At 60.4% G+C, this 18,914-nt stretch carries 16 protein-coding genes; 7 read left to right on the top strand and 9 right to left on the bottom strand.

Translation table 11 applies throughout. The features are described 5' to 3' along the window. Nucleotides 1-14: 14 nt before the first annotated feature. Genes JS46_RS17960 through xseA form a run of 3 tightly spaced genes read right to left on the bottom strand, consistent with a single transcriptional unit; the run spans nt 15 to nt 2,790 of the window. The gene (locus tag JS46_RS17960) at nt 15-359 is read right to left on the bottom strand and encodes a protealysin inhibitor emfourin (RefSeq protein ID WP_033753890.1); all 345 of its coding nucleotides are present in this window, start codon (nt 357-359) and stop codon (nt 15-17) included. After that, on the bottom strand, nt 356-1,369 hold the full coding sequence (locus tag JS46_RS17955; RefSeq protein ID WP_033753888.1) for a M4 family metallopeptidase: 1,014 nt from the start codon (nt 1,367-1,369) through the stop codon (nt 356-358). Before JS46_RS17955 ends, JS46_RS17960 begins: the two co-directional genes overlap by 4 nt. A gap of 47 nt (nt 1,370-1,416) precedes the next feature. Beyond that, entirely contained in the window at nt 1,417-2,790 is a 1,374-nt protein-coding gene (xseA, locus tag JS46_RS17950) for an exodeoxyribonuclease VII large subunit (RefSeq protein ID WP_033753886.1), read from the bottom strand. Between the two features lie 169 nt (nt 2,791-2,959). On the opposite strand from xseA, the gene guaB reads away from it, so the two are divergent. The 3 genes from guaB to JS46_RS17935 all read left to right on the top strand — a co-directional run bounded on the left by guaB (nt 2,960) and on the right by JS46_RS17935 (nt 6,961). Continuing rightward, on the top strand, nt 2,960-4,426 hold the full coding sequence (gene guaB, locus JS46_RS17945) for an IMP dehydrogenase (RefSeq protein ID WP_033753885.1): 1,467 nt from the start codon (nt 2,960-2,962) through the stop codon (nt 4,424-4,426). Nucleotides 4,427-4,498: 72 nt separating this feature from the next. Then, nucleotides 4,499-6,079, top strand: a complete 1,581-nt coding sequence (gene guaA / locus JS46_RS17940) for a glutamine-hydrolyzing GMP synthase (protein ID WP_033753883.1) — start codon at nt 4,499-4,501, stop codon at nt 6,077-6,079. A gap of 99 nt (nt 6,080-6,178) precedes the next feature. After that, nucleotides 6,179-6,961 (top strand): DUF3750 domain-containing protein, encoded by a 783-nt coding sequence (locus JS46_RS17935; RefSeq protein WP_033753881.1) that lies wholly within the window; start codon nt 6,179-6,181, stop codon nt 6,959-6,961. A 15-nt stretch (nt 6,962-6,976) separates the two neighbouring features. Here the strand turns inward: JS46_RS17935 and JS46_RS17930 are convergent, their stop codons facing one another. Then, nucleotides 6,977-7,156: a hypothetical protein gene (locus JS46_RS17930; RefSeq protein WP_033753879.1), complete on the bottom strand. Its 180-nt coding sequence runs from the start codon at nt 7,154-7,156 to the stop codon at nt 6,977-6,979. A gap of 294 nt (nt 7,157-7,450) precedes the next feature. On the opposite strand from JS46_RS17930, the gene JS46_RS17925 reads away from it, so the two are divergent. Further along, complete coding sequence (locus JS46_RS17925; protein WP_033753876.1) at nt 7,451-7,975, top strand: AlpA family transcriptional regulator; 525 nt, start codon at nt 7,451-7,453, stop codon at nt 7,973-7,975. On the opposite strand, the gene mgtE is transcribed toward JS46_RS17925, so the two are convergent. The 5 genes from mgtE to ppk1 all read right to left on the bottom strand — a co-directional run bounded on the left by mgtE (nt 7,969) and on the right by ppk1 (nt 14,061). Beyond that, nucleotides 7,969-9,402, bottom strand: coding sequence for a magnesium transporter (gene mgtE, locus JS46_RS17920; protein ID WP_033753873.1), 1,434 nt, complete (start codon nt 9,400-9,402; stop codon nt 7,969-7,971). The genes JS46_RS17925 and mgtE overlap by 7 nt on opposite strands. Nucleotides 9,403-9,525: 123 nt before the next feature. Then, nucleotides 9,526-9,717: a YfgG family protein gene (locus tag JS46_RS17915; RefSeq protein WP_033753871.1), complete on the bottom strand. Its 192-nt coding sequence runs from the start codon at nt 9,715-9,717 to the stop codon at nt 9,526-9,528. 121 nt (nt 9,718-9,838) lie between these two features. Beyond that, complete coding sequence (gene tehB, locus JS46_RS17910; protein WP_033753868.1) at nt 9,839-10,432, bottom strand: tellurite resistance methyltransferase TehB; 594 nt, start codon at nt 10,430-10,432, stop codon at nt 9,839-9,841. Between the two features lie 38 nt (nt 10,433-10,470). Next, nucleotides 10,471-11,997, bottom strand: a complete 1,527-nt coding sequence (gene ppx, locus JS46_RS17905; protein ID WP_033753865.1) for an exopolyphosphatase — start codon at nt 11,995-11,997, stop codon at nt 10,471-10,473. Nucleotides 11,998-12,000: 3 nt separating this feature from the next. Then, complete coding sequence (ppk1, locus tag JS46_RS17900; RefSeq protein WP_033753863.1) at nt 12,001-14,061, bottom strand: polyphosphate kinase 1; 2,061 nt, start codon at nt 14,059-14,061, stop codon at nt 12,001-12,003. Nucleotides 14,062-14,212: 151 nt separating this feature from the next. Here ppk1 and JS46_RS17895 point away from each other — a divergent pair, with 151 nt between their 5' ends. Genes JS46_RS17895 through pstB form a run of 3 tightly spaced genes read left to right on the top strand, consistent with a single transcriptional unit; the run spans nt 14,213 to nt 18,714 of the window. Next, nucleotides 14,213-16,297, top strand: a complete 2,085-nt coding sequence (locus JS46_RS17895; protein WP_033753861.1) for an ABC transporter permease subunit — start codon at nt 14,213-14,215, stop codon at nt 16,295-16,297. Beyond that, nucleotides 16,294-17,934 carry a phosphate ABC transporter permease PstA gene (gene pstA / locus JS46_RS17890; protein ID WP_033753858.1) on the top strand — a complete coding sequence of 547 codons (1,641 nt, stop codon included), beginning with the start codon at nt 16,294-16,296 and terminating at the stop codon, nt 17,932-17,934. The genes JS46_RS17895 and pstA overlap by 4 nt, the downstream gene beginning before the upstream one ends. Nucleotides 17,935-17,946: 12 nt before the next feature. Continuing rightward, a complete protein-coding gene (pstB, locus tag JS46_RS17885; protein WP_033753855.1) occupies nt 17,947-18,714 on the top strand; it encodes a phosphate ABC transporter ATP-binding protein PstB in 768 nt (255 codons plus the stop codon). Nucleotides 18,715-18,914: the final 200 nt, after the last annotated feature.

The raw sequence follows: 18,914 nt of genomic DNA, 5'->3' as shown, positions 1-18,914 counted from the left end.
TGTGGCGGCCTTTTTTATTGCGCCGGATCGTCGCCGTCTCGCCAGAGCGCTTCCAGCTCCGGCGGCGCGACCTGCTCCGGAATTAGCAAAACGATAGTGCCGACTTCGCGGTGCGTGGCGTAGCTGATCTGTATGCGGAAGTAGCGCTGATCGCTACGCCCGATCTCCGGCGCTTTATCTTCAGGTTCGCCCAGCGGCAGCGCCTGTTCCAGAACCTGACAGACGCGCTGCTTTTGCGGCTGCGGCAGCTGAGCCAGCGCGAAACGCCGCGCGCCGCGCAGGCCGGGAATAAAGGCCAGTCCGCCTTCGCGCTCGACTTCAATCACCGCGTCGTCGGTCAGCTCGGGAAGAGAACTCATAGCACGCCAACCTCCTTCCACGCCTGTTCGATCGACTGCGCCACTGAACGATTAAAGCGGCTTTCGCCGTGCTGAATGGTCAGCTGCGCGAAGGTGCTAAAATCGGCGTCCTGCGGCAGCGATTTGTCGCACACCGTATCGTACCAGGCCTGACCCGCCTGCTCCCAGGCATAGCCGCCCAGCGCTTTCGCCGCCAGGTAAAAGGCGCGGTTGGGTATGCCGGAATTCAGATGCACGCCGCCGTTGTCTTCACGCGTCTTAATATAGTGATCCATATGCGCAGGTTGCGGATCCTTGCCCAGCATCGGATCGTCATAGGCGGTGCCCGGCTCCGCCATCGAGCGCAGCCCGCGTCCGTTAATACCGCTCGCCAGCAGACCTTCGCCGATAATCCAGTCGGCCTGGTCCGCGCTCTGCTTCAGATGGAACTGCTTCACCAGTGAGCCGAAGACGTCTGACAGCGACTCGTTTAGCGCGCCCGCCTGCTCGAAATAGATTAATCCGGCTTCTGTCTCGGTAACGCCGTGCGCCAGCTCGTGCGCCACTACGTCGATGGCGATAGTAAAGCGATTAAAGATTTCGCCGTCGCCGTCGCCGAACACCATCTGCTGTCCGTTCCAGAAGGCGTTTTGATACGCCTTGCCGTAGTGGACGGTGCCGAGTAGCTTTAGCCCCTGATTGTCGAGGGAGTTGCGCTGATAGGTTTGCCAGAAGAAGTCGTAGGTTACGCCAAGATAATCCCAGGCTTCTCGGGCGGCGACATCGCCAGTGTCAGGCTGACCTTCGCTGCGTAGCAGCTCGCCTGGCAGGTTCTGGGTGTTTTTCGCATCGTAGATTTCACGCTCGACATGACCGCCCGTCGCCGTCTGCGGCGCAACCGGCTTTTGCCAGTTCTCCGCCATCAGATGCTGAACGTGCATCAGCGTACGGCGCGCATAGTCCTGTTGATGACTGGAACCGTGGGTGACGATGTTACGCAAGATATAGGGAGGAATAACGCTATAAGACATACCCGACTCCTTGGCACAAGTAATGTGCCAAAAAGTATAGTCTTTGTTCAGGAAGCGGTTTTACGGCGGCGTTTTTTTTCCGGCAGCAGGCTGGTCACCTGGCTTTCCACCCAGCCGTCGTCGAGACGGGTGCGCAGGGTATCGCCGCTCTGCAGCTGGGCGGTTTTTTTCACCACCTGGCCGGTGCTATCGGTAGTGACGCTGAAGCCGCGCGCCAGCGTCGCCAGCGGGCTGACGCCTTCCAGCTGCGCGGCAAGGGTCGCAAAGCGCTGTCTGTCGCGGTTAAGCATCTTTTCCATGCTCTGCTGCAGGCGATAGCGCATCTGTTCCAGCTGGCGCTGCGCCTGAAACAGACGCGGCTGCGGCTGGTGCGCGGCGAGCCGCTGCGCGAGACGATCCTGCTGCCGCAGGCTCTGACGCAGCCGGTTTTCCACTGCCTCGTTCAACCGCTGTTGCAGGCGGAACAGGGCGGTCTGCTGGCGCGCCAGGCGGAGCTGCGGATGCTGCTGTTGCAGGCGATGATCGAGACGGGAGAAGCGGCGTTGTTGCTGCGCCAGATAGTAATCCATCGCCATTTCCAGGCGTTGTTGCTGTGAGAGTAACTGTCGCAGCAGTTCCGTCTGATTTCTGCTCACAATTTCAGCAGCGGCGGACGGCGTCGGCGCGCGCAGGTCGGCGACGAAATCGGCGATAGTAACGTCGGTTTCATGGCCGACGGCGCTCACCACCGGAATACGGCTGGCGAAAATAGCGCGCGCGACGCGCTCTTCGTTGAAGCTCCAGAGATCTTCCAGCGAGCCGCCGCCGCGGCCGACGATCAGCACGTCGCACTCTGCGCGCTGGTTCGCCAGCTCAATCGCGCGCACGATAGCGGCCGGCGCGTCGGCGCCCTGGACCGGCGTAGGATAGATAATCACCGGCAGCGAAGGATCGCGGCGGTGCAGCACGCGCAGCACGTCATGCAGCGCCGCGCCGGTCGCCGAGGTGATCACGCCGACCTGTTTCGCCGGCTCGGGCAGCGGCTGTTTATGCTGCTGGTCGAACAGGCCTTCGCTCGCCAGCTTCGCCTTCAGTAGCTCGAACTGCTGCTGCAGCGCGCCTTCGCCCGCCGGATGCATGCTTTCGATAATCAGCTGATAGTCGCCGCGCGGCTCATAAAGCGTAATGGTGGCGCGCACCAGAATCTGCTGGCCGTGCTGCGGACGGAAGGTGACGCGGCGGTTGCTGTTACGAAACATCGCGCAGCGCACCTGCGCGCCGTCATCCTTTAGCGTGAAGTACCAGTGGCCCGACGCGGGCTGAGAAAAGTTGGAGATCTCCGCGCTCAGCCACACCGATCCCATCTCCTGTTCCAGGAGCTGGCGCACCGTGGTGTTCAGGCGGCTGACGGTAAAAACATTGGCGACTGGCGGTAGCGACATGTGATGGAGATCAAATAGTAAATCAGAGGGTTAATTAACCGATACTACATGGCTGCTGGCGAGGATCAAGACTTTTTCTAAAATAATGCTGGAGGCAAACGATTACGGCCTGTATAATGCCGCGGCAATATTTTATCTGTTCTCATTCACCCCAGGTTGAGATATTGCCATGCTAAGAATCGCTAAAGAAGCCCTTACTTTCGACGACGTTCTGCTCGTTCCTGCTCACTCCACCGTTCTGCCTAACACGGCCGATCTCAGCACTCAGCTGACGAAAAACATTCGTCTGAACATCCCGATGCTCTCCGCCGCTATGGATACCGTAACCGAAGCGGGACTGGCTATTGCGCTGGCGCAGGAAGGCGGTCTGGGCTTTATCCACAAAAACATGTCGATTGAGCGCCAGGCGGATGAAGTTCGCAAGGTGAAGAAACATGAAAGCGGCGTGGTAACCGAACCGCAAACTGTCCTGCCGACCACGACGCTGGCGGAAGTAAAAGCCCTGACCGAGCGCAACGGCTTTGCCGGTTATCCGGTCGTGAATGAAAGCAACGAACTGGTCGGCATCATCACCGGCCGCGACGTGCGCTTCGTTACCGATCTGACGCAGCCGGTTACCGCGGTGATGACGCCGAAAGAACGTCTGGTCACGGTGAAAGAGGGCGAGGCGCGTGACGTCGTGCTGCAGAGAATGCACGAAAAACGCGTCGAGAAAGCGCTGGTGGTGGACGACAGCTTCCATCTGCTCGGCATGATCACCGTTAAAGACTTCCAGAAAGCCGAACGTAAGCCGAACGCCTGTAAAGATGCGCAGGGCCGTCTGCGCGTTGGCGCGGCAGTGGGCGCGGGCGCAGGCAACGAAGAGCGCGTTGACGCGCTGGTCGCCGCTGGCGTCGACGTACTGCTGATCGACTCGTCGCACGGTCATTCAGAAGGCGTGCTGCAGCGCATCCGCGAAACCCGCGCAAAATATCCTGACCTGGAAATCATCGGCGGCAACGTCGCGACCGGCGCAGGCGCGCTGGCGCTGGCGGAAGCGGGCGTGAGCGCGGTGAAAGTCGGTATCGGCCCGGGTTCTATCTGTACAACCCGTATCGTCACCGGCGTGGGCGTGCCGCAGATCACCGCCGTTTCCGACGCGGTGGAAGCGCTGGAAGGCACCGGCATTCCGGTTATCGCCGACGGCGGTATCCGTTTCTCCGGCGACATCGCCAAAGCGATCGCCGCTGGCGCGGCAGCCGTTATGGTCGGCTCTATGCTGGCCGGTACGGAAGAGTCGCCGGGCGAAATCGAACTCTATCAGGGCCGCTCTTTCAAATCTTACCGCGGCATGGGTTCGCTGGGCGCGATGTCCAAAGGCTCTTCCGACCGCTACTTCCAGAGCGATAACGCCGCTGACAAACTGGTTCCGGAAGGCATCGAAGGCCGCGTCGCCTATAAAGGCCGCCTGAAAGAGATCGTTCACCAGCAGATGGGCGGCCTGCGCTCCTGTATGGGCCTGACCGGCTGCCAGACCATCGATGACCTGCGCACCAAAGCAGAGTTCGTCCGCATCAGCGGCGCCGGCATCAACGAAAGCCACGTGCACGATGTGACCATCACCAAAGAGTCACCGAACTACCGTATGGGATCCTGATCCCGTAAGATTTATCGCCCGGCATAAGCCGGGCGCTTTCATTATCAAGTTACCCGCTCTGGAAACGCCTCAATGACGACGGAAAATATTCATAAGCATCGCATTCTGATTCTCGATTTTGGTTCTCAATACACGCAGCTGGTCGCGCGCCGCGTACGCGAGCTGGGCGTGTACTGCGAACTCTGGGCATGGGATGTCACCGAAGAGCAGATCCGCCAGTTCAACCCGAACGGCATCATTCTTTCCGGCGGCCCGGAAAGCACCACCGAACTCAACAGCCCGCGCGCGCCGGAGTATGTCTTCAATGCGGGCGTACCGGTGCTCGGCGTCTGCTACGGCATGCAGACCATGGCGATGCAGCTGGGCGGCAAAGTCGAAGGTTCTAACGAGCGTGAGTTCGGCTATGCGCAGGTGGAAGTGCTGACGCCGAGCGCGCTGATCCGCGACATCGAAGACGCCATCAGCGCCGCGGGCAAACCGCTGCTCGACGTCTGGATGAGCCACGGCGATAAAGTGACCGCTATTCCGTCCGACTTCGTCACCGTCGCCAGCACTGAAACCTGTCCGTTCGCCATCATGGCTAACGAAGAGAAGCGTTTCTACGGCGTGCAGTTCCATCCGGAAGTTACGCATACTCGCCAGGGTCTGCGCATGCTGGAGCGTTTCGTGCTCGATATCTGCGAATGCGAAGCGCTGTGGACGCCGGCGAAAATTATCGAAGATGCGGTTGAGCGTCTGCGCGAGCAAATCGGCAACGATAAAGTCATTCTCGGCCTGTCAGGCGGCGTGGACTCTTCCGTGACCGCAATGCTGCTGCACCGCGCCATCGGCGATCGCCTGATCTGCGTCTTCGTCGACAACGGTCTGCTGCGTCTGAACGAGGCGGAGCAGGTGCTGGATATGTTCGGCGATCACTTCGGTCTGAATATCGTTCACGTTCCGGCTGAGGCGCGCTTCCTCGACGCGCTGGCGGGCGAAAACGATCCGGAAGCCAAGCGTAAAATCATCGGCCGCGTGTTCGTCGAAGTGTTCGACGAAGAGGCGAGCAAGCTGACCGATGTAAAATGGCTGGCGCAGGGCACCATCTATCCCGACGTGATCGAGTCCGCCGCTTCCGCGACCGGCAAAGCGCACGTGATCAAATCCCACCACAACGTGGGCGGCCTGCCGAAAGAGATGAAGCTGGGCCTGGTCGAGCCGCTGAAAGAGCTGTTCAAAGATGAAGTGCGCAAGATCGGCCTGGAGCTGGGTCTGCCGTACGATATGCTCTATCGCCATCCGTTCCCGGGCCCGGGCCTCGGCGTGCGCGTGCTGGGTGAAGTGAAAAAAGAGTATTGCGATCTGCTGCGTCGCGCCGATGCGATCTTTATCGAAGAGCTGCGCAAAGCGGATCTCTACAACAAAGTGAGCCAGGCGTTCACCGTCTTCCTGCCGGTGCGTTCCGTGGGCGTGATGGGCGACGGTCGTAAATATGACTGGGTCGTCTCGCTGCGCGCAGTCGAGACCATCGACTTTATGACCGCGCACTGGGCGCATCTGCCGTATGATTTCCTCGGCCGCGTCTCTAACCGCATCATCAACGAAGTCAACGGCATCTCCCGCGTGGTCTACGATATCAGCGGCAAGCCGCCAGCGACCATTGAGTGGGAATAAGCTTTCCGCTTACACTGAAGCGCGTTGATTAATTCCTCGCCAGCCTGTCGTCAGAGAGGCTGGCGATTTTCTTTCCGCTTTTCACTCCAGGAAATACCTATGCTGCCACTTAAGGCCGTGAGCCTCTGCATTCTGCTGGTGATCCTGCTGTCGCTGGGCGCCAGCCTGGCGCAGGCGACGCGCCACGGCGACCTCTCAGGCGGGCAGGGCGGCTGGTGGTCGGCGCGGCGCGACTCCGCTGGTCTGGCGCCCGATCCGCAGCGCTACGCGGCGCAGGCGATCGTGCAGGTCTACGCCGCGCCGACCTACGGCTGGAAAGGCGCGGTGGCGGTGCATCCGTGGATTATCTTCAAGCGCGCAGGCGAGACGCGCTACAACCGCTATGAGGTGATTAGCTGGGGCAGCGGCGATAAAGTGCGGCGCAACAGCAATTTGCCGGACGGCTACTGGTATGGGGCGAAACCGCGTCTGCTGGTGGAGCACCGCGGCGAGGCGGCGGAGGCGATGATCCCGCGCATCGAGGCGGCGATCCGCTCCTATCCCTGGCCGAATACTTATCACGCCTGGCCAGGACCGAACAGCAATACCTTTCTCGCCCATATCGGACGTGAAGTGCCGGCATTGAAACTCGACATGCCCGCTAACGCGCTCGGCAAAGATTACCGGCCGCTGTGGCGTCCGATTGGCCTGCCGCCGTCGGGACGCGGCATTCAGGTTTCCGTACTGGGCGTCGCAGGCGTAACGCTCGGCGCGGAAGAGGGCTTTGAGCTGAACGTGCTGGGTCTGAATATGGGCGTGGATTTTACGCCGCTGCGCCTGCGTCTGCCATTTATTGGCGGCATCGGCGGCGACAACGTGCAGCAGGACAATCCGCCGGGCTGACGCCCGGCGCAGGCGTCAGCAAACGCCGAAATCGCCCTCTTCATGGTAGAGGTTGACGCTGTCCGCCTTTACCTCGATCTCTTTTTTCGTGGCGTCATCGACGCGCGCGCACCATAACGTCTCGCCTTCCACGCGCAGCACCAGCATCTTCGGGCCGCCGGTTTTCGACTGCACAAAATCATCGGGTTTAAACATGCTTTTCTCCTTGGGTTTTAAGGAAGTGTAGGGCGCGCCGCGGGCCCCTGCATAACATTTTTTGCGGCGCCTCTTCCATGATTTTTTAGGAAATTCCCGCTGTAAAACCGTTCGAGGCATGCTGCTGCGCAGACAGAACTGACTGGCATGGTTGTCATTTGACAACCTAGTGGGTTCGGCGTAAGGTACAGGCAAATGGAAAGAAGACGGCATCCAGATAAAGGGATTGAAGCGGCGCTGCGGCGGGCGGTCGATAAGTGTATTGCAGTGCGCAAACTGCATTAAGGAGCCAGCATGGAATATATCTTTACGCTGCGTTTTCAGTTGCCGAAACCGCTTTTGTCGGAAGAACAACTGCTGCAGCGGCTCATCGAAGCGGGCTGCGACGATGCGCTGGTAGGGTCAGGGGTGCCAGGAAAAGTGGCGCTGGAGTTTACGCGTGAGGCCCCCAGCGCGAAGCGGGCGGTACTGAGCGCCATCCAGGAGGTGCAGAGCGCGGTGCCGGATGCGCAGCTCATCGAAGCGGCGCCCGATTTTGTCGGCCTGACCGATGTGGCCGACATCATCGGCGTTTCTCGCCAGAATATGCGCAAGCTGATGCTGAGCCACAGCCCGCACTTCCCACCGCCGGTACACGACGGCAAAACCGCGCTCTGGCATCTGGCGGACGTGCTGGAATGGCTGGAGCAGCGCGGCAGCTACGCCATTCCTGCCGGGACGCGCGATCTGGCGCAGGTGACGCTGCGGCTTAACCTGCAGCAGGCGATGCAGCGCTATGCGCACTGCCTCGCCGCCGCCGCTGAGGTCGGCAATCAGTGATGCAGCAGAAACAGCGTCGCCAGACCAAGGAAAATAAAGAAGCCGCCGGTATCGGTAATGGCGGTAATCAGTACGCTGGAGCCTACCGCCGGGTCGCGCTTCAGTTTGGTCATGATCAGCGGGATCAAGACGCCCATTAGCGCCGCCAGCAGCAAATTCAGCACCATTGCCAGCATCATGACGCCGCCCAGTTCCAGATTGTCATACATCAGCCAGGTGATCAGCCCCATGGTGCCGCCCCAGAACAGGCCGTTAAGCAGCGCCACGCCCAGCTCGCGCGCAATCAGAAAGGAGAAGTTGCCCGGCTCGACCTGATGCAGCGCCAGCGCGCGCACAATCATGGTAATGGTCTGATTGCCGGTGTTGCCGCCGATGCCGGCGACAATCGGCATCAGCGTCGCCAGCGCCACCAGCTGCGAGATGGTATCTTCAAATAAACCGATAACGCGCGACGCGATAAAGGCGGTACAGAGATTGATCGCCAGCCAGGCCCAGCGGCGGCGCACCGCTTTGCGCACCGGCGCGAACACATCCTCTTCCTGACTGATGCCGCCCATGCGGCGAATATTGCTCTCATTCTCTTCGTTGACCAGGTCGACCACGTCCTCAATGGTGACGCGTCCGATCAGCTTGCCTTTGGCGTCGATGACCGCGGCGGAGATAAGGTTATAGCGCTCAAAAGCGCCCGCTGCGTCTTCGGCCTTGTCGTTGAGCTGGAAGGTGGTGGGTGAGGTATTCATCACCTCCTCGACGCGTTTTTTCGGCTTGTTGAGCAGAATATCGGTCAATGAGAGTTCGCCCAGCAGCAGATTGTCATCATCGGTGATGAAAATCTTGTCTGTGCCGTTCGGCATGCTTTTTCGGTGGCGCAGATAGCGCTGCACCGTCGCCAGCGTGACGTCGGCGCGCACCGTCAGGATATTGAAATCCATAATGCGCCCGACGCGATCGCGATCGAAATCGACCACGCTGAGCACGCGCGCGCGCTGGCCTGGCTCCAGCGAAGCGAGCAGACGACCGGTCAGATCGCGCGGCAGGTAGCGCGCCAGCCACACCTGATCGTCAATATCGAGCGGTTCGATGGCGCGCAGAATATCGCGGTCGCTCATCTCTTCCGTCAGGCTGGCCCAGACGGTTTCCGACGCTTCAACCAGCACATGGCCGCGTTTCGCGACGGGCACCAGCCGCCACAGCGCCTGGCGCGCCTCTTCCGGCAGCGCTTCGAGGATATCGGCTAAATCCGCTGCGTGCAGCTGAGCGATATCCTGCTCCAGCGCAGCCTGGTGCGCCGCATTTTCACGTTGCTGTTCAGGGCTGCGATCGCCAGATTTCTCCAGCAGCGCGTCCACCAGATCCGGCTCACTGAGCAGCAGCGTCAGAATGCGATGACGAATTTCACTTAAACGTTGAGTATGCGAGGCAGACATAACGAGTCCTTTGTGTCTGAAAGTTACAGCACGAAGTGTAGCGTTTCGCCTCGCAAAAGGACGCAAAAAAAGACGCGGTTATTCAGACTGCGTTTAGCTGGAAGATGCAGAGGACATAAAAGGTTAACGGCTGTCGCGGATAGCGGTGCTCAACGGGGCGGCGTCCGGCGCAGCTTTTTTCTGCTGATGATGTTCAAAAGCGGCAGGCAGGATAAAGATCAGACGGCTGAAGAGAATAATAAAGCTAATCAGTAAAACGATCCGGGTAAAGGAACTGGTTTTGGCACGTCTTCGGGAAGGGATGGCGCTGTTCACGCGAGGTGTTTCCTGTAATGACCCTGTTGGGCGATGGCAATATTTAGTCATATCGCTGCGTCGAAATCAATCAATGATTAAAAAAAGAGCAGGGTGAAGGGGCCGCGTGCGCAGCCCCGCTTTACAGGCTGGCTTTTTGCGCCAGCAGCGTGGCGAAGCGGCAGCTGATACGGTTGCCCTGTTCGTCGCGCTTATGCAGCTGACCGACATGTTCGTTATATTTCAGGATGTGCCAGTTGCGGTAGTAGTGGCTCAGCTCGCCCGATTTAAAGGTAAAGGGGAACGCGAGCGGGCAGGGGTAATCGTCAGTGCTCATCGCTGCGACAATCAGGTTATGCCCGTCTCTCACCGTGCTCGCCTGCATATCGGCGATCAGTTGCGGAATGGTCTCCGGCTGCAGGAACATCATCACCACGGTGGAGAGCACGAAGGTGTAACCGCCGTTAAAACGCGTCTGGTTGAGATCGCGCTGCTCGGTATGAATATTGGTAATGCCTTCCTGAGCGACGATCTGCTCAAGACGCGCCAGGCTGGCGGGATTGTGATCCCAGGCGGTGACGTCAAAGCCGTTCTGACTGAGAAACAGGCTGTTGCGGCCGTTGCCGCAGCCGAGATCCAGCGCTTTGCCTGGATTCAGATGCGGCAGCGCCGCCAGCACTTCAGAGTGGGTCGGCGTCAGGCCATAGGTTTCGGCAAAATAGTTTTCTTTAATCATGGTTCGCTTTTATCAGATGGGCGCAGGCGCCCATCTCCTCAGGCTTCTTCTTCCAGCGTCAGCTTCCAGCCGGTGACCTCGGTCCAGTAGGTCTGCTCACGCTCCAGATCGAGCTGCACCAGGTTGTTCTGGCTGAAATAGCCCGCCGGGAACGTCAGCGTCCAGTGGCCTTCGTCGGTGGTCAGCTTAAGCGAGTCGGGACGCGTAGTCGCCTGACGCTGATTGTTGAGTAAGGTGCCAAGGCGCAGCAGGAACAGCAGCGGCAGGAACTGTTTTTTCTTAAACAGCGTCACGCGCGGCAGATCCTCGACCTTGACGGCTTTGCGATGAAAGCGTACCAGCGCCGCCAGCAGCGTTTGCTGATCCTGGTTAAAGCCAGGCAGATTGGTGTTTTGCAGGATATAGGCGGAGTGGCGCTGCATGCCGCTGTGGTTAATGGTGAGGCCCACTTCGTGCAGCATCGCCGCCCACTTCAGCAGCGCCGCCAGCTGCGGGTTCGCCAGCTTAGGATTTTGATCGCGCCACTGTAGATAGAGCTGATCGGTGGTATCCAGCACGCGACGCGCCTGGTCGTTATCGATCGCGTAGTGGTTCGCCAGGCTCTGCGCCGTACGGCTGCGGATATCCTGATGGCGGAAGCGGCCCTCCATCTCGTAAAGCACGCCTTCGCGCAGCGCGCCGTCCGAGAGGCGCAGCTCGCGGATCGCCAGCGCGTCGAACACGCCGCAGATAATGGCCAGGCCCGGCACGAATACCGATTTTCGCTCTTCAGAGAGGCCCGGCAGGCTCAGCGCGCTGAAAGATTTATGCTTCATCACCTCGTCGTAGAGCATATCCAGCCGCTCCGGCGTGATCATTTTCTCTTTCTCGCCCATCGCCAGCAGCACTTCGCACGCCGCCTTAATGGTGCCCGACGCGCCCAGCGCGTACTGCCAGCCGTGCAGGCGATACTGCCACGCCAGCGTCTCCAGCTTCTGCGCCGCCGCCAGACGCGCACGGCGGAAGTTTTCGCGGCTGATCTCGCCGTTAGGGAAGTAGAGCTGAGCGAAACTGACGCAGCCCATGCGGCGGCTCTCGACTAGCTGCGGTTCGAAGTTCTCGCCGATCACCAGTTCGGTCGATCCGCCGCCGATGTCGATCACCAGCTTGCGGCCTTTTTCCGGCTGGGTATGTTCGACGCCCATAAAAATCAGGCGCGCCTCTTCATGGCCGGAAATGACCTCAATAGGGTAGGGGATCACCTCGGCCGCGCGCCGCAGAAACTCTTCTGCATTCACCGCCTGACGCAGCGTGTGCGTGCCGACAATGGTGACGTTGCTGGCGCTGAAGCCCTGCAACCGCTCGGCAAACAGCGCCAGGCAGCTCAGCCCGCGCTCTATTGCCTCTTCGCTCAGGCGATTTTTGCTGTCGAGACCGTCAGCCAGATGGACGCGCTGCTTCAGACGGCCAAGCACCTGCAAAGCGCCATCCACCACGCGCGCAATGACCATATGAAAGCTGTTTGAGCCAAGATCGATTGCCGCAAATTCTTGCGGTCTCGGCGTACTCTTATGAGAAATGGGCATAGATTATTCAGGCTGTTCCAGTTTCTTGATGTAATCATAAATCGCCAGTTGAGAGCGGACCTTACGACGATTGCCGCGCGGAACATAGCGGTTCCCCAACTCTTTATCAACGATACGCGCTTTCACCGTATCACTAAACAGAATAGCGATGATGTCCAGAATGCGTTGCTTCACGCGCGGATCGAGGATCGATACCGCCACTTCGATGCGATGATCGATGTTGCGCGTCATCCAGTCAGCGGAAGAAAGGAAGACTTTTTTGTCGCCGCCATTCTCAAAAATATAGACGCGATCGTGCTCGAGATAGCGATCAACGATACTGATCACGCGGATATTTTCACTGATCCCAGGCAAGTCGGGGATCAGCGAGCACATGCCGCGCACCAGCAGATTCACCTTCACGCCTGCGCCCGACGCCGCATAGAGGCGATCGACCAGACCGTTATCCACCAGGTTGTTAATTTTCAGCGTAATCCCACACGGACGACCCTGCTGCGCATTGGCGATTTCCGCATCCACCAGCTGATAGAGCATCTGGCGTGAGTTTTGCGGCGAGACCATCAGATGCTCGAAGCTTACCGGACGATAGGGGTTTTCGATAAAGTTAAACACCCGGCGCACTTCGTTGGTGATGCGCGCATCGGCGGTGAGCAGCGAATAGTCGGTATAGAGTCGCGCGGTTTTCTCATTGAAGTTGCCGGTGCCGATATGGGCGTAGCGCACCACTTCGTCGCCTTCCCGGCGCGAGATCAGGAACAGCTTGGCGTGAATTTTCAGGCCTGGCGCCGAGAAAATAACGTGCACGCCCGCTTCGGTTAAGCGCTTGGCCCACGAAATATTGGCCTCTTCGTCGAAGCGCGCCTGCAGCTCCACCACCACGGTGACTTTTTTGCCGTTATAGGCGGCGTGTATCATCGCATCCATGATGCGGGAGCGCTTCGCCACGCGATAGATGTTGATTTTGATCGCCAGCACGCTTGGATCGAAGGACGCCTGACGCAGCAGCTCCAGCACATGCTCAAAAGTGTGGTAGGGGTAGTAGAGCAGAATATCGCGGTCGCGAATGGCGTCGAAGCCGTTGCGGAAGCCGTCGAAGCCGATGTGACGGATCTGCGGCAGCGGCCGGTTGACCAGGTTGCTTTTGCCGACGTCCGGGAAGCCGATAAAGTCTTTGAAGTTATGGTAGCGGCCGCCCGGCACGATGGAGTCGTAGTTGGAGATAGTCAGCTTATTACGCAGCAGCTCCACCATGGCGTCCGGCATATCGCGCTGATAGACGAAGCGCACCGGCTCGGCGGTCAGACGCTGCTTCAGGCTAGAGGACATCAGCTCCAGCAGGCTCGACTCCATCTCCGTCACCAGATCGTATTCTGCGTCGCGCGTCATCTTCATCGAGTAGGCGTTCAGCGCATCGTAATCGAAGAAGCCTTTAAAGATATCGTCGAGACAGTAACGCAGAATGTTGTCCAGCAGGATCATCGGTTTGCGGCGGCGCGGCGATTCAGCCGGCAGGTTTATGAAGCGCGGAACCTTATCGGACGGGATCTCCAGCAGCGCATAGCGAATATCGTCGCCGCGAATGATCTCTACCGCCAGATAGGTGTAATCATCCTTCAGGAATTCGGTGAGATCAGTGTCGTGATTAATCAGAATCGGCGTGATGTGCTGGCGTAAATCGTGTTTGAAATAGTGACGCAGCCACACCTGCTGATTGGCGGAAAGCTGGCGTTCGTTAATCAAAAAGATTTGATTGCGCGCCAGCTCCAGCAGCAGTTCGTTATAGAGGCCGTCGAATTCCTGTTCCGACTTCATCACGCGCTGCTGAATTTTCTTCAGCAGATGGCGCGGCAGGCCAGGCGATCCCTGCTCCTCGCCGATCAGGATGCGGCGTTTAAGGTCGGCAAAGCGTACCTTATAGAACTCATCAAGGTTATTGGAATAGATCCCCAGAAATCGCATACGCTCAATCAGCGGGTTGGTTTTATCGGCCGCTTCCTGTAAAACGCGCTCGTTGAAGGATAACCAGCTTAATTCTTTTTCTATATACAGCTTTTCCTGACCCATTCTGACTCCATATCGCGTTCGCAGGACTTAAAGAACCAGTGTCCATCATCATTATGGCGAGAGTATGGCAACCTTGTCCAACGCCAATAGTTGTCTTATCAACCAGCTACGGGCAACATAGCGGCTTAATACCGATCTCATTCAGAGCCGCATGAGCCTAAAGCATATTCCCGTCAACTTCAGCGACCGCCGTCGCCGCGCTATCGATCGCTTTACGCGGCGCATGGTCACGTCCTGCGGCATCGCTATTCTGCTGCTGATGCTGCTGCTCTTTTTCTGGTTGATTTGGGTGGTCCTGCCGTTGTTCGTCGCGCCGGGCCTTCATACGCAGGCCACACAGCAGCTATGGGACAGCCAGCCCGCGCTGATAGTCGGTAATCAGGGCGATCGGGGCTGGCGTATTGGACGCGACGGCGCGGCGCGCTTTATTCCGCTTGACGGTCAGCCCGCCGAAACGCCGCTAATGCTGCGTCCGACGCCGCAGCAGGTGGTGAGCAGCGCCGATGGCCGCACGCTGTTGCTGAGCGCACAAAGCGGGATGCTGCTGCTGCAGCCCGCAGAGGGCGACTGGCGCTTTCCGCTCGGCGATACGCCTTTGAGCCTGCCTGGCGGCGCGGTGAAAACGATGGCGCTGGCGACGCTGAATGAAAATAAATGGCGGATCGCCCTTCTGACCGAGAAGGGGCTCAGCGTCATGACGCTCGCGCCTCAGCAGGCGCCGCGCGCGGTCGATCTGCCGCAGGGGCATGCCGACCATCTGCTGCTGTCGCCGCAGGGCGATCTGCTCTATGCCAGCGAAGGCAATGTGCTGCGCGTCTGGCAGCTCGACGACGAGCGCGCGACCCTGCGTGAAACCGTAACCCTGGCGCAGCCGCCGCGCAGCCTGCATCTGCTGGCGGGCGGGCGAAGTTTGTTAATTCAGGATGGACGCGGCGTAACGCAGTGGTTTGCCATCGCTGGCGAGGAAGGGCCGCGGCTGCATGAAATCCGCACCTTCGTCGGCAGCAGCCCGACCGCGGCGATTATTACGGAACCGCAGCGTCGCGTCTTCGCCACCCTGGAGCCTGACGGCGCGCTGAAGCTGTTCGCCAGCAAGCAGCCCGGCCCGATCCTGCAGCGTCAGCTGGCGGCCGGCGTCACGCGCGCTGCCTTCTCGCCGCGCGGCGACGCGCTGCTGCTGGAGCGTGCCGGAAGCTGGCAGGTATTGCGTATCGATAATCCCTGGCCGGACGTCAGCTGGCGCAGCTTCTGGCAAAAAATCTGGTATGAAAACTATCCCGCGCCGGACTGGGTCTGGCAGTCCACCAACGCCGCAGACAGCTATCAGGCCAAGTTTAGCTTTATGCCGATGGTCGTCGGCACGCTGAAAGCAGCGGCGCTGTCGCTGCTGTTCGCCACGCCGCTGGCGCTGGCGGCCGCGATGTACACCGCCTGGTTTATGGCGCCAGGATTGCGCCGCTGGGTCAAGCCGGCGATTGAAATGATGGGCGCGCTGCCCAGCGTGGTGATCGGGCTTATCGCCGGACTCTGGCTGGCGCCGCATATCAGCCAGGCGCTGCTCGGGGTCTTGCTGCTGCCGCTGACGCTGGCGGCCACGCTGCTTATCTGCGGCGCGCTCAGCCGACATCTGCCGCCGCGCTGGCGTCAGCCGGGACGCGAGGTGATGCTGCTGCTGCCGCTGCTGCTGGTCGTGACGCTGGGCACCCTGATCGTTCCGACCTTGCTGATGCGCGACGCCGCGGAGTGGCTGCCGCACTACGAGCAGCGCAACCTGCTGGTGGCCGGGCTGGCGATGGGCTTTGCGCTGGTGCCGCTGATTTTCACCCTGTCGGAGGATGCGCTGTTCAGCGTGCCCGCGGCGCTGGGGCAAGGGTCGCTGGCGCTGGGCGCCACGCCGTGGCAGACCCTGACGCGCGTGGTGCTGCCGGGGGCGTCGGCGGGGATTTTCGCCGCGCTGATGATCGGCTTTGGCCGCGCGGTCGGCGAAACCATGATTGTGCTGATGGCGACCGGCAACACGCCGCAGAGTCAGGGCGGGCTCTTTTCCGGGCTACGCGCGCTTTCCGCTAATATCGCCATCGAGATGCCGGAAGCGGCGGCAGGCAGCGCGCACTACCGAATACTCTTTCTCAGCGCGCTGATGCTGCTGATCTTTACCCTGATCATCAATACGCTGGCCGAGCTTATCCGCCAGCGCCTGCGCCAGCGATACGGGCAGCATGAGGGCCAGGCATGAAGACGATGCGACAAAACGACCGCTGGCGCTGGCTGACCGCAGGCGCGGTCGCCGTCTGCCTGCTGGCCTTTACCCTGCTGATTGCGCTGCTGGCGTGGCAGGGAATGCGCGCCTTCTGGCCGCAGCGCGTCGACCTCTACCAGCTGACGCAGCCGGAAGGGCAGACCACGGCGCTGCTGGGCGAAACCCTGGAGCATCAGCCGAACTTTCCTGCGCCCGCGGCGCAAGGTGAGGCGTTGCCACCGGTCAGCCACGTTCACCGCTACCTGATCAAAACCGGCAACCGCGACTGGGACGCGCCCGATTTCCGCGTGATCTATGCGCGCGAGGCGCTCAGGGTCAGCCAGCCGAAAGAGGTGATGGTGCTGCAGCGGCGCAGCGGCGGCAATGCTTACGGCTGGTTCGCCGGCCTGCGTGAAGATAATGAGGCGCTGACGGCGCGCGATCCCGATGCGCTGCTGCATCAGCGGCTGGGGCAGGTGCGCGAACTGCTGCATAAAATTCATCGCATCCGTCATGTCGATCTGACCCGGCTCAACGATCAGCTGGCGGCGCTGGATGCGCGCGCCGATCGGCTGCGGCAGCAGCAGCAGTTCGATACGCGCGCGCTGTCGGAGTTCGAGGCGAACCAGGCGGCGCTGCAGCGCCGTTTCGCCCGTCTCAGCAGCCGGCTGGCCGATCTGCAGCGCGAGAGCCAGCGCGACGTGGTGATCCTGCGCGACGCGCAGCACCGCGAGCACGCCATCCCGCTGGCGCAGGTGGTCGAAGCCTGGCGTCCTAACGCCATGAGCGCGCAGCAGAAGCTGACGCACGCGCTGCGTCAGATCTGGCATTTCGTCAGCGATTCGCCCGCAGAGGGCGAGAGCGACAGCGGCGCGTTTCCGGCGATTTTTGGCACCGTACTGATGGTGCTGCTGATGTCGCTGGTGGTGATGCCGTTGGGCGTTATCGCCGCTATCTGGCTGCATGAGTATGCCGGGCGCAACGCCCTGACGCGGCTGGTGCGCATCGCGGTGGTCAATCTGGCGGGCGTGCCGTCGATCGTGTACGGCGTGTTCGGGCTGGGCTTTTTCGTCTGGCTGGCTGGAGGCACGCTCGATCAGCTCTTCTTTTCCCGCTCGTTGCCCAGTCCCACTTTCGGCACGCCGGGGCTGCTGTGGGCGTCGCTGACGCTGGCGCTGCTGACGCTGCCGGTGGTGATCGTCGCCACCGAAGAGGGACTGTCGCGTATCCCCGACTCGCTGCGTCAGGGCTCGCTGGCGCTGGGCGCCACCCAGGCGGAGACGCTATGGCACGTGGTGCTGCCGATGGCGCTGCCGGCGATGCTCACCGGCCTGATTCTGGCAGTGGCGCGCGCGGCGGGAGAGACCGCGCCGCTAATGCTGGTGGGCGTAGTCAAGATGGTGCCGGAGCTGCCGGTCGACGCGGTCTTTCCCTGGCTGCATCTTGACCGCAAGTTTATGCATCTCGGCTTCCAGATTTACGATCTCGCCTTTCAGAGTCCCAACGTCGAGGCGGATCGCCCGCTGGTTTACGCCACGGCGCTGCTGCTGGTGACGATTATTCTGTCGCTCAACCTGCTGGCGATGGCGCTGCGCCATCGGCTGCGCGAACGCTACCGGCTGATGACCCAATAAAAGATGATGACTATGATGCCCGACACCGAAACGGCGCTGACGCTAAACCACCTTTCGTTATGGTATGGCGACCGTCAGGCGCTGCATGATATTTCGCTGCGTATTCCCGAAAAGCGCATTACCGCGCTGATTGGGCCTTCCGGCTGCGGCAAATCGACGCTGCTGCGCTGTTTTAATCGCATGAACGACGTGGTGGATAGTTGCCGGATCGAAGGCGAAATTCTGCTGGGCAGCCACGACATTATGCAGCCGGCGCAGGATCTCTCGGCGCTGCGCCGCCGCATCGGTATGGTGTTTCAGCGGCCCAATCCGTTTCCTAAGTCGATTTATGAAAATGTGGTGTATGGCCTGCGGCTGCAGGGCGTACGCGACAGGCGAGTGCTGAACGAGGCGTGCGAACGCGCGCTGCGTGCCGCGGCGCTGTGGAGCGAGGTGAAAGATCAGCTGGGGCAGAATGCGCTCACGCTCTCCAGCGGCCAGCAGCAGCGACTGGTGATCGCGCGCGCCATCGCTATCGAACCGGAAGTCCTGCTGCTGGACGAGCCGACGTCGGCGCTCGATCCTATCTCGACGCTGGTGATTGAAGAGCTGATGACCACGCTGAAGCAGCACTTTACGCTGGTGCTGGTCACCCACAATATGCAGCAGGCGTCGCGCGTCTCTGACTACACCGCTTTTATGCATCAGGGCGCGGTGGTGGAGTTTGATGAAACGGACCGCATCTTTACCTCGCCGCGCAACCGGCGCACCGAGGATTACATTACCGGGCGCTACGGCTGAGGTAGCGGTACGTGTTCTCACAGGTAGCTAACAAAGTCAAAACGTAGCTGGCATGGGCAGAAGAGCAAAGCATCCTGCGGCAGGGACAAAAACGCCGGGAGCGTTTTTGAACAGCGCAGAGCGCTGGCCCGTTTACGGGCGCACCTCAGGGAGGAGGTGCGTGTCCGCGCAGGCCGAGCGCGTATGGATACCTTGAGCGG

It is taken from the genome of Pantoea sp. NGS-ED-1003, assembly GCF_000738765.1.
Classification (GTDB): domain Bacteria; phylum Pseudomonadota; class Gammaproteobacteria; order Enterobacterales; family Enterobacteriaceae; genus Pantoea; species Pantoea septica.
The sequence above is the reverse complement of the archived record's forward strand: the minus strand, read 5'-3'. Positions and strand labels throughout refer to the sequence as shown.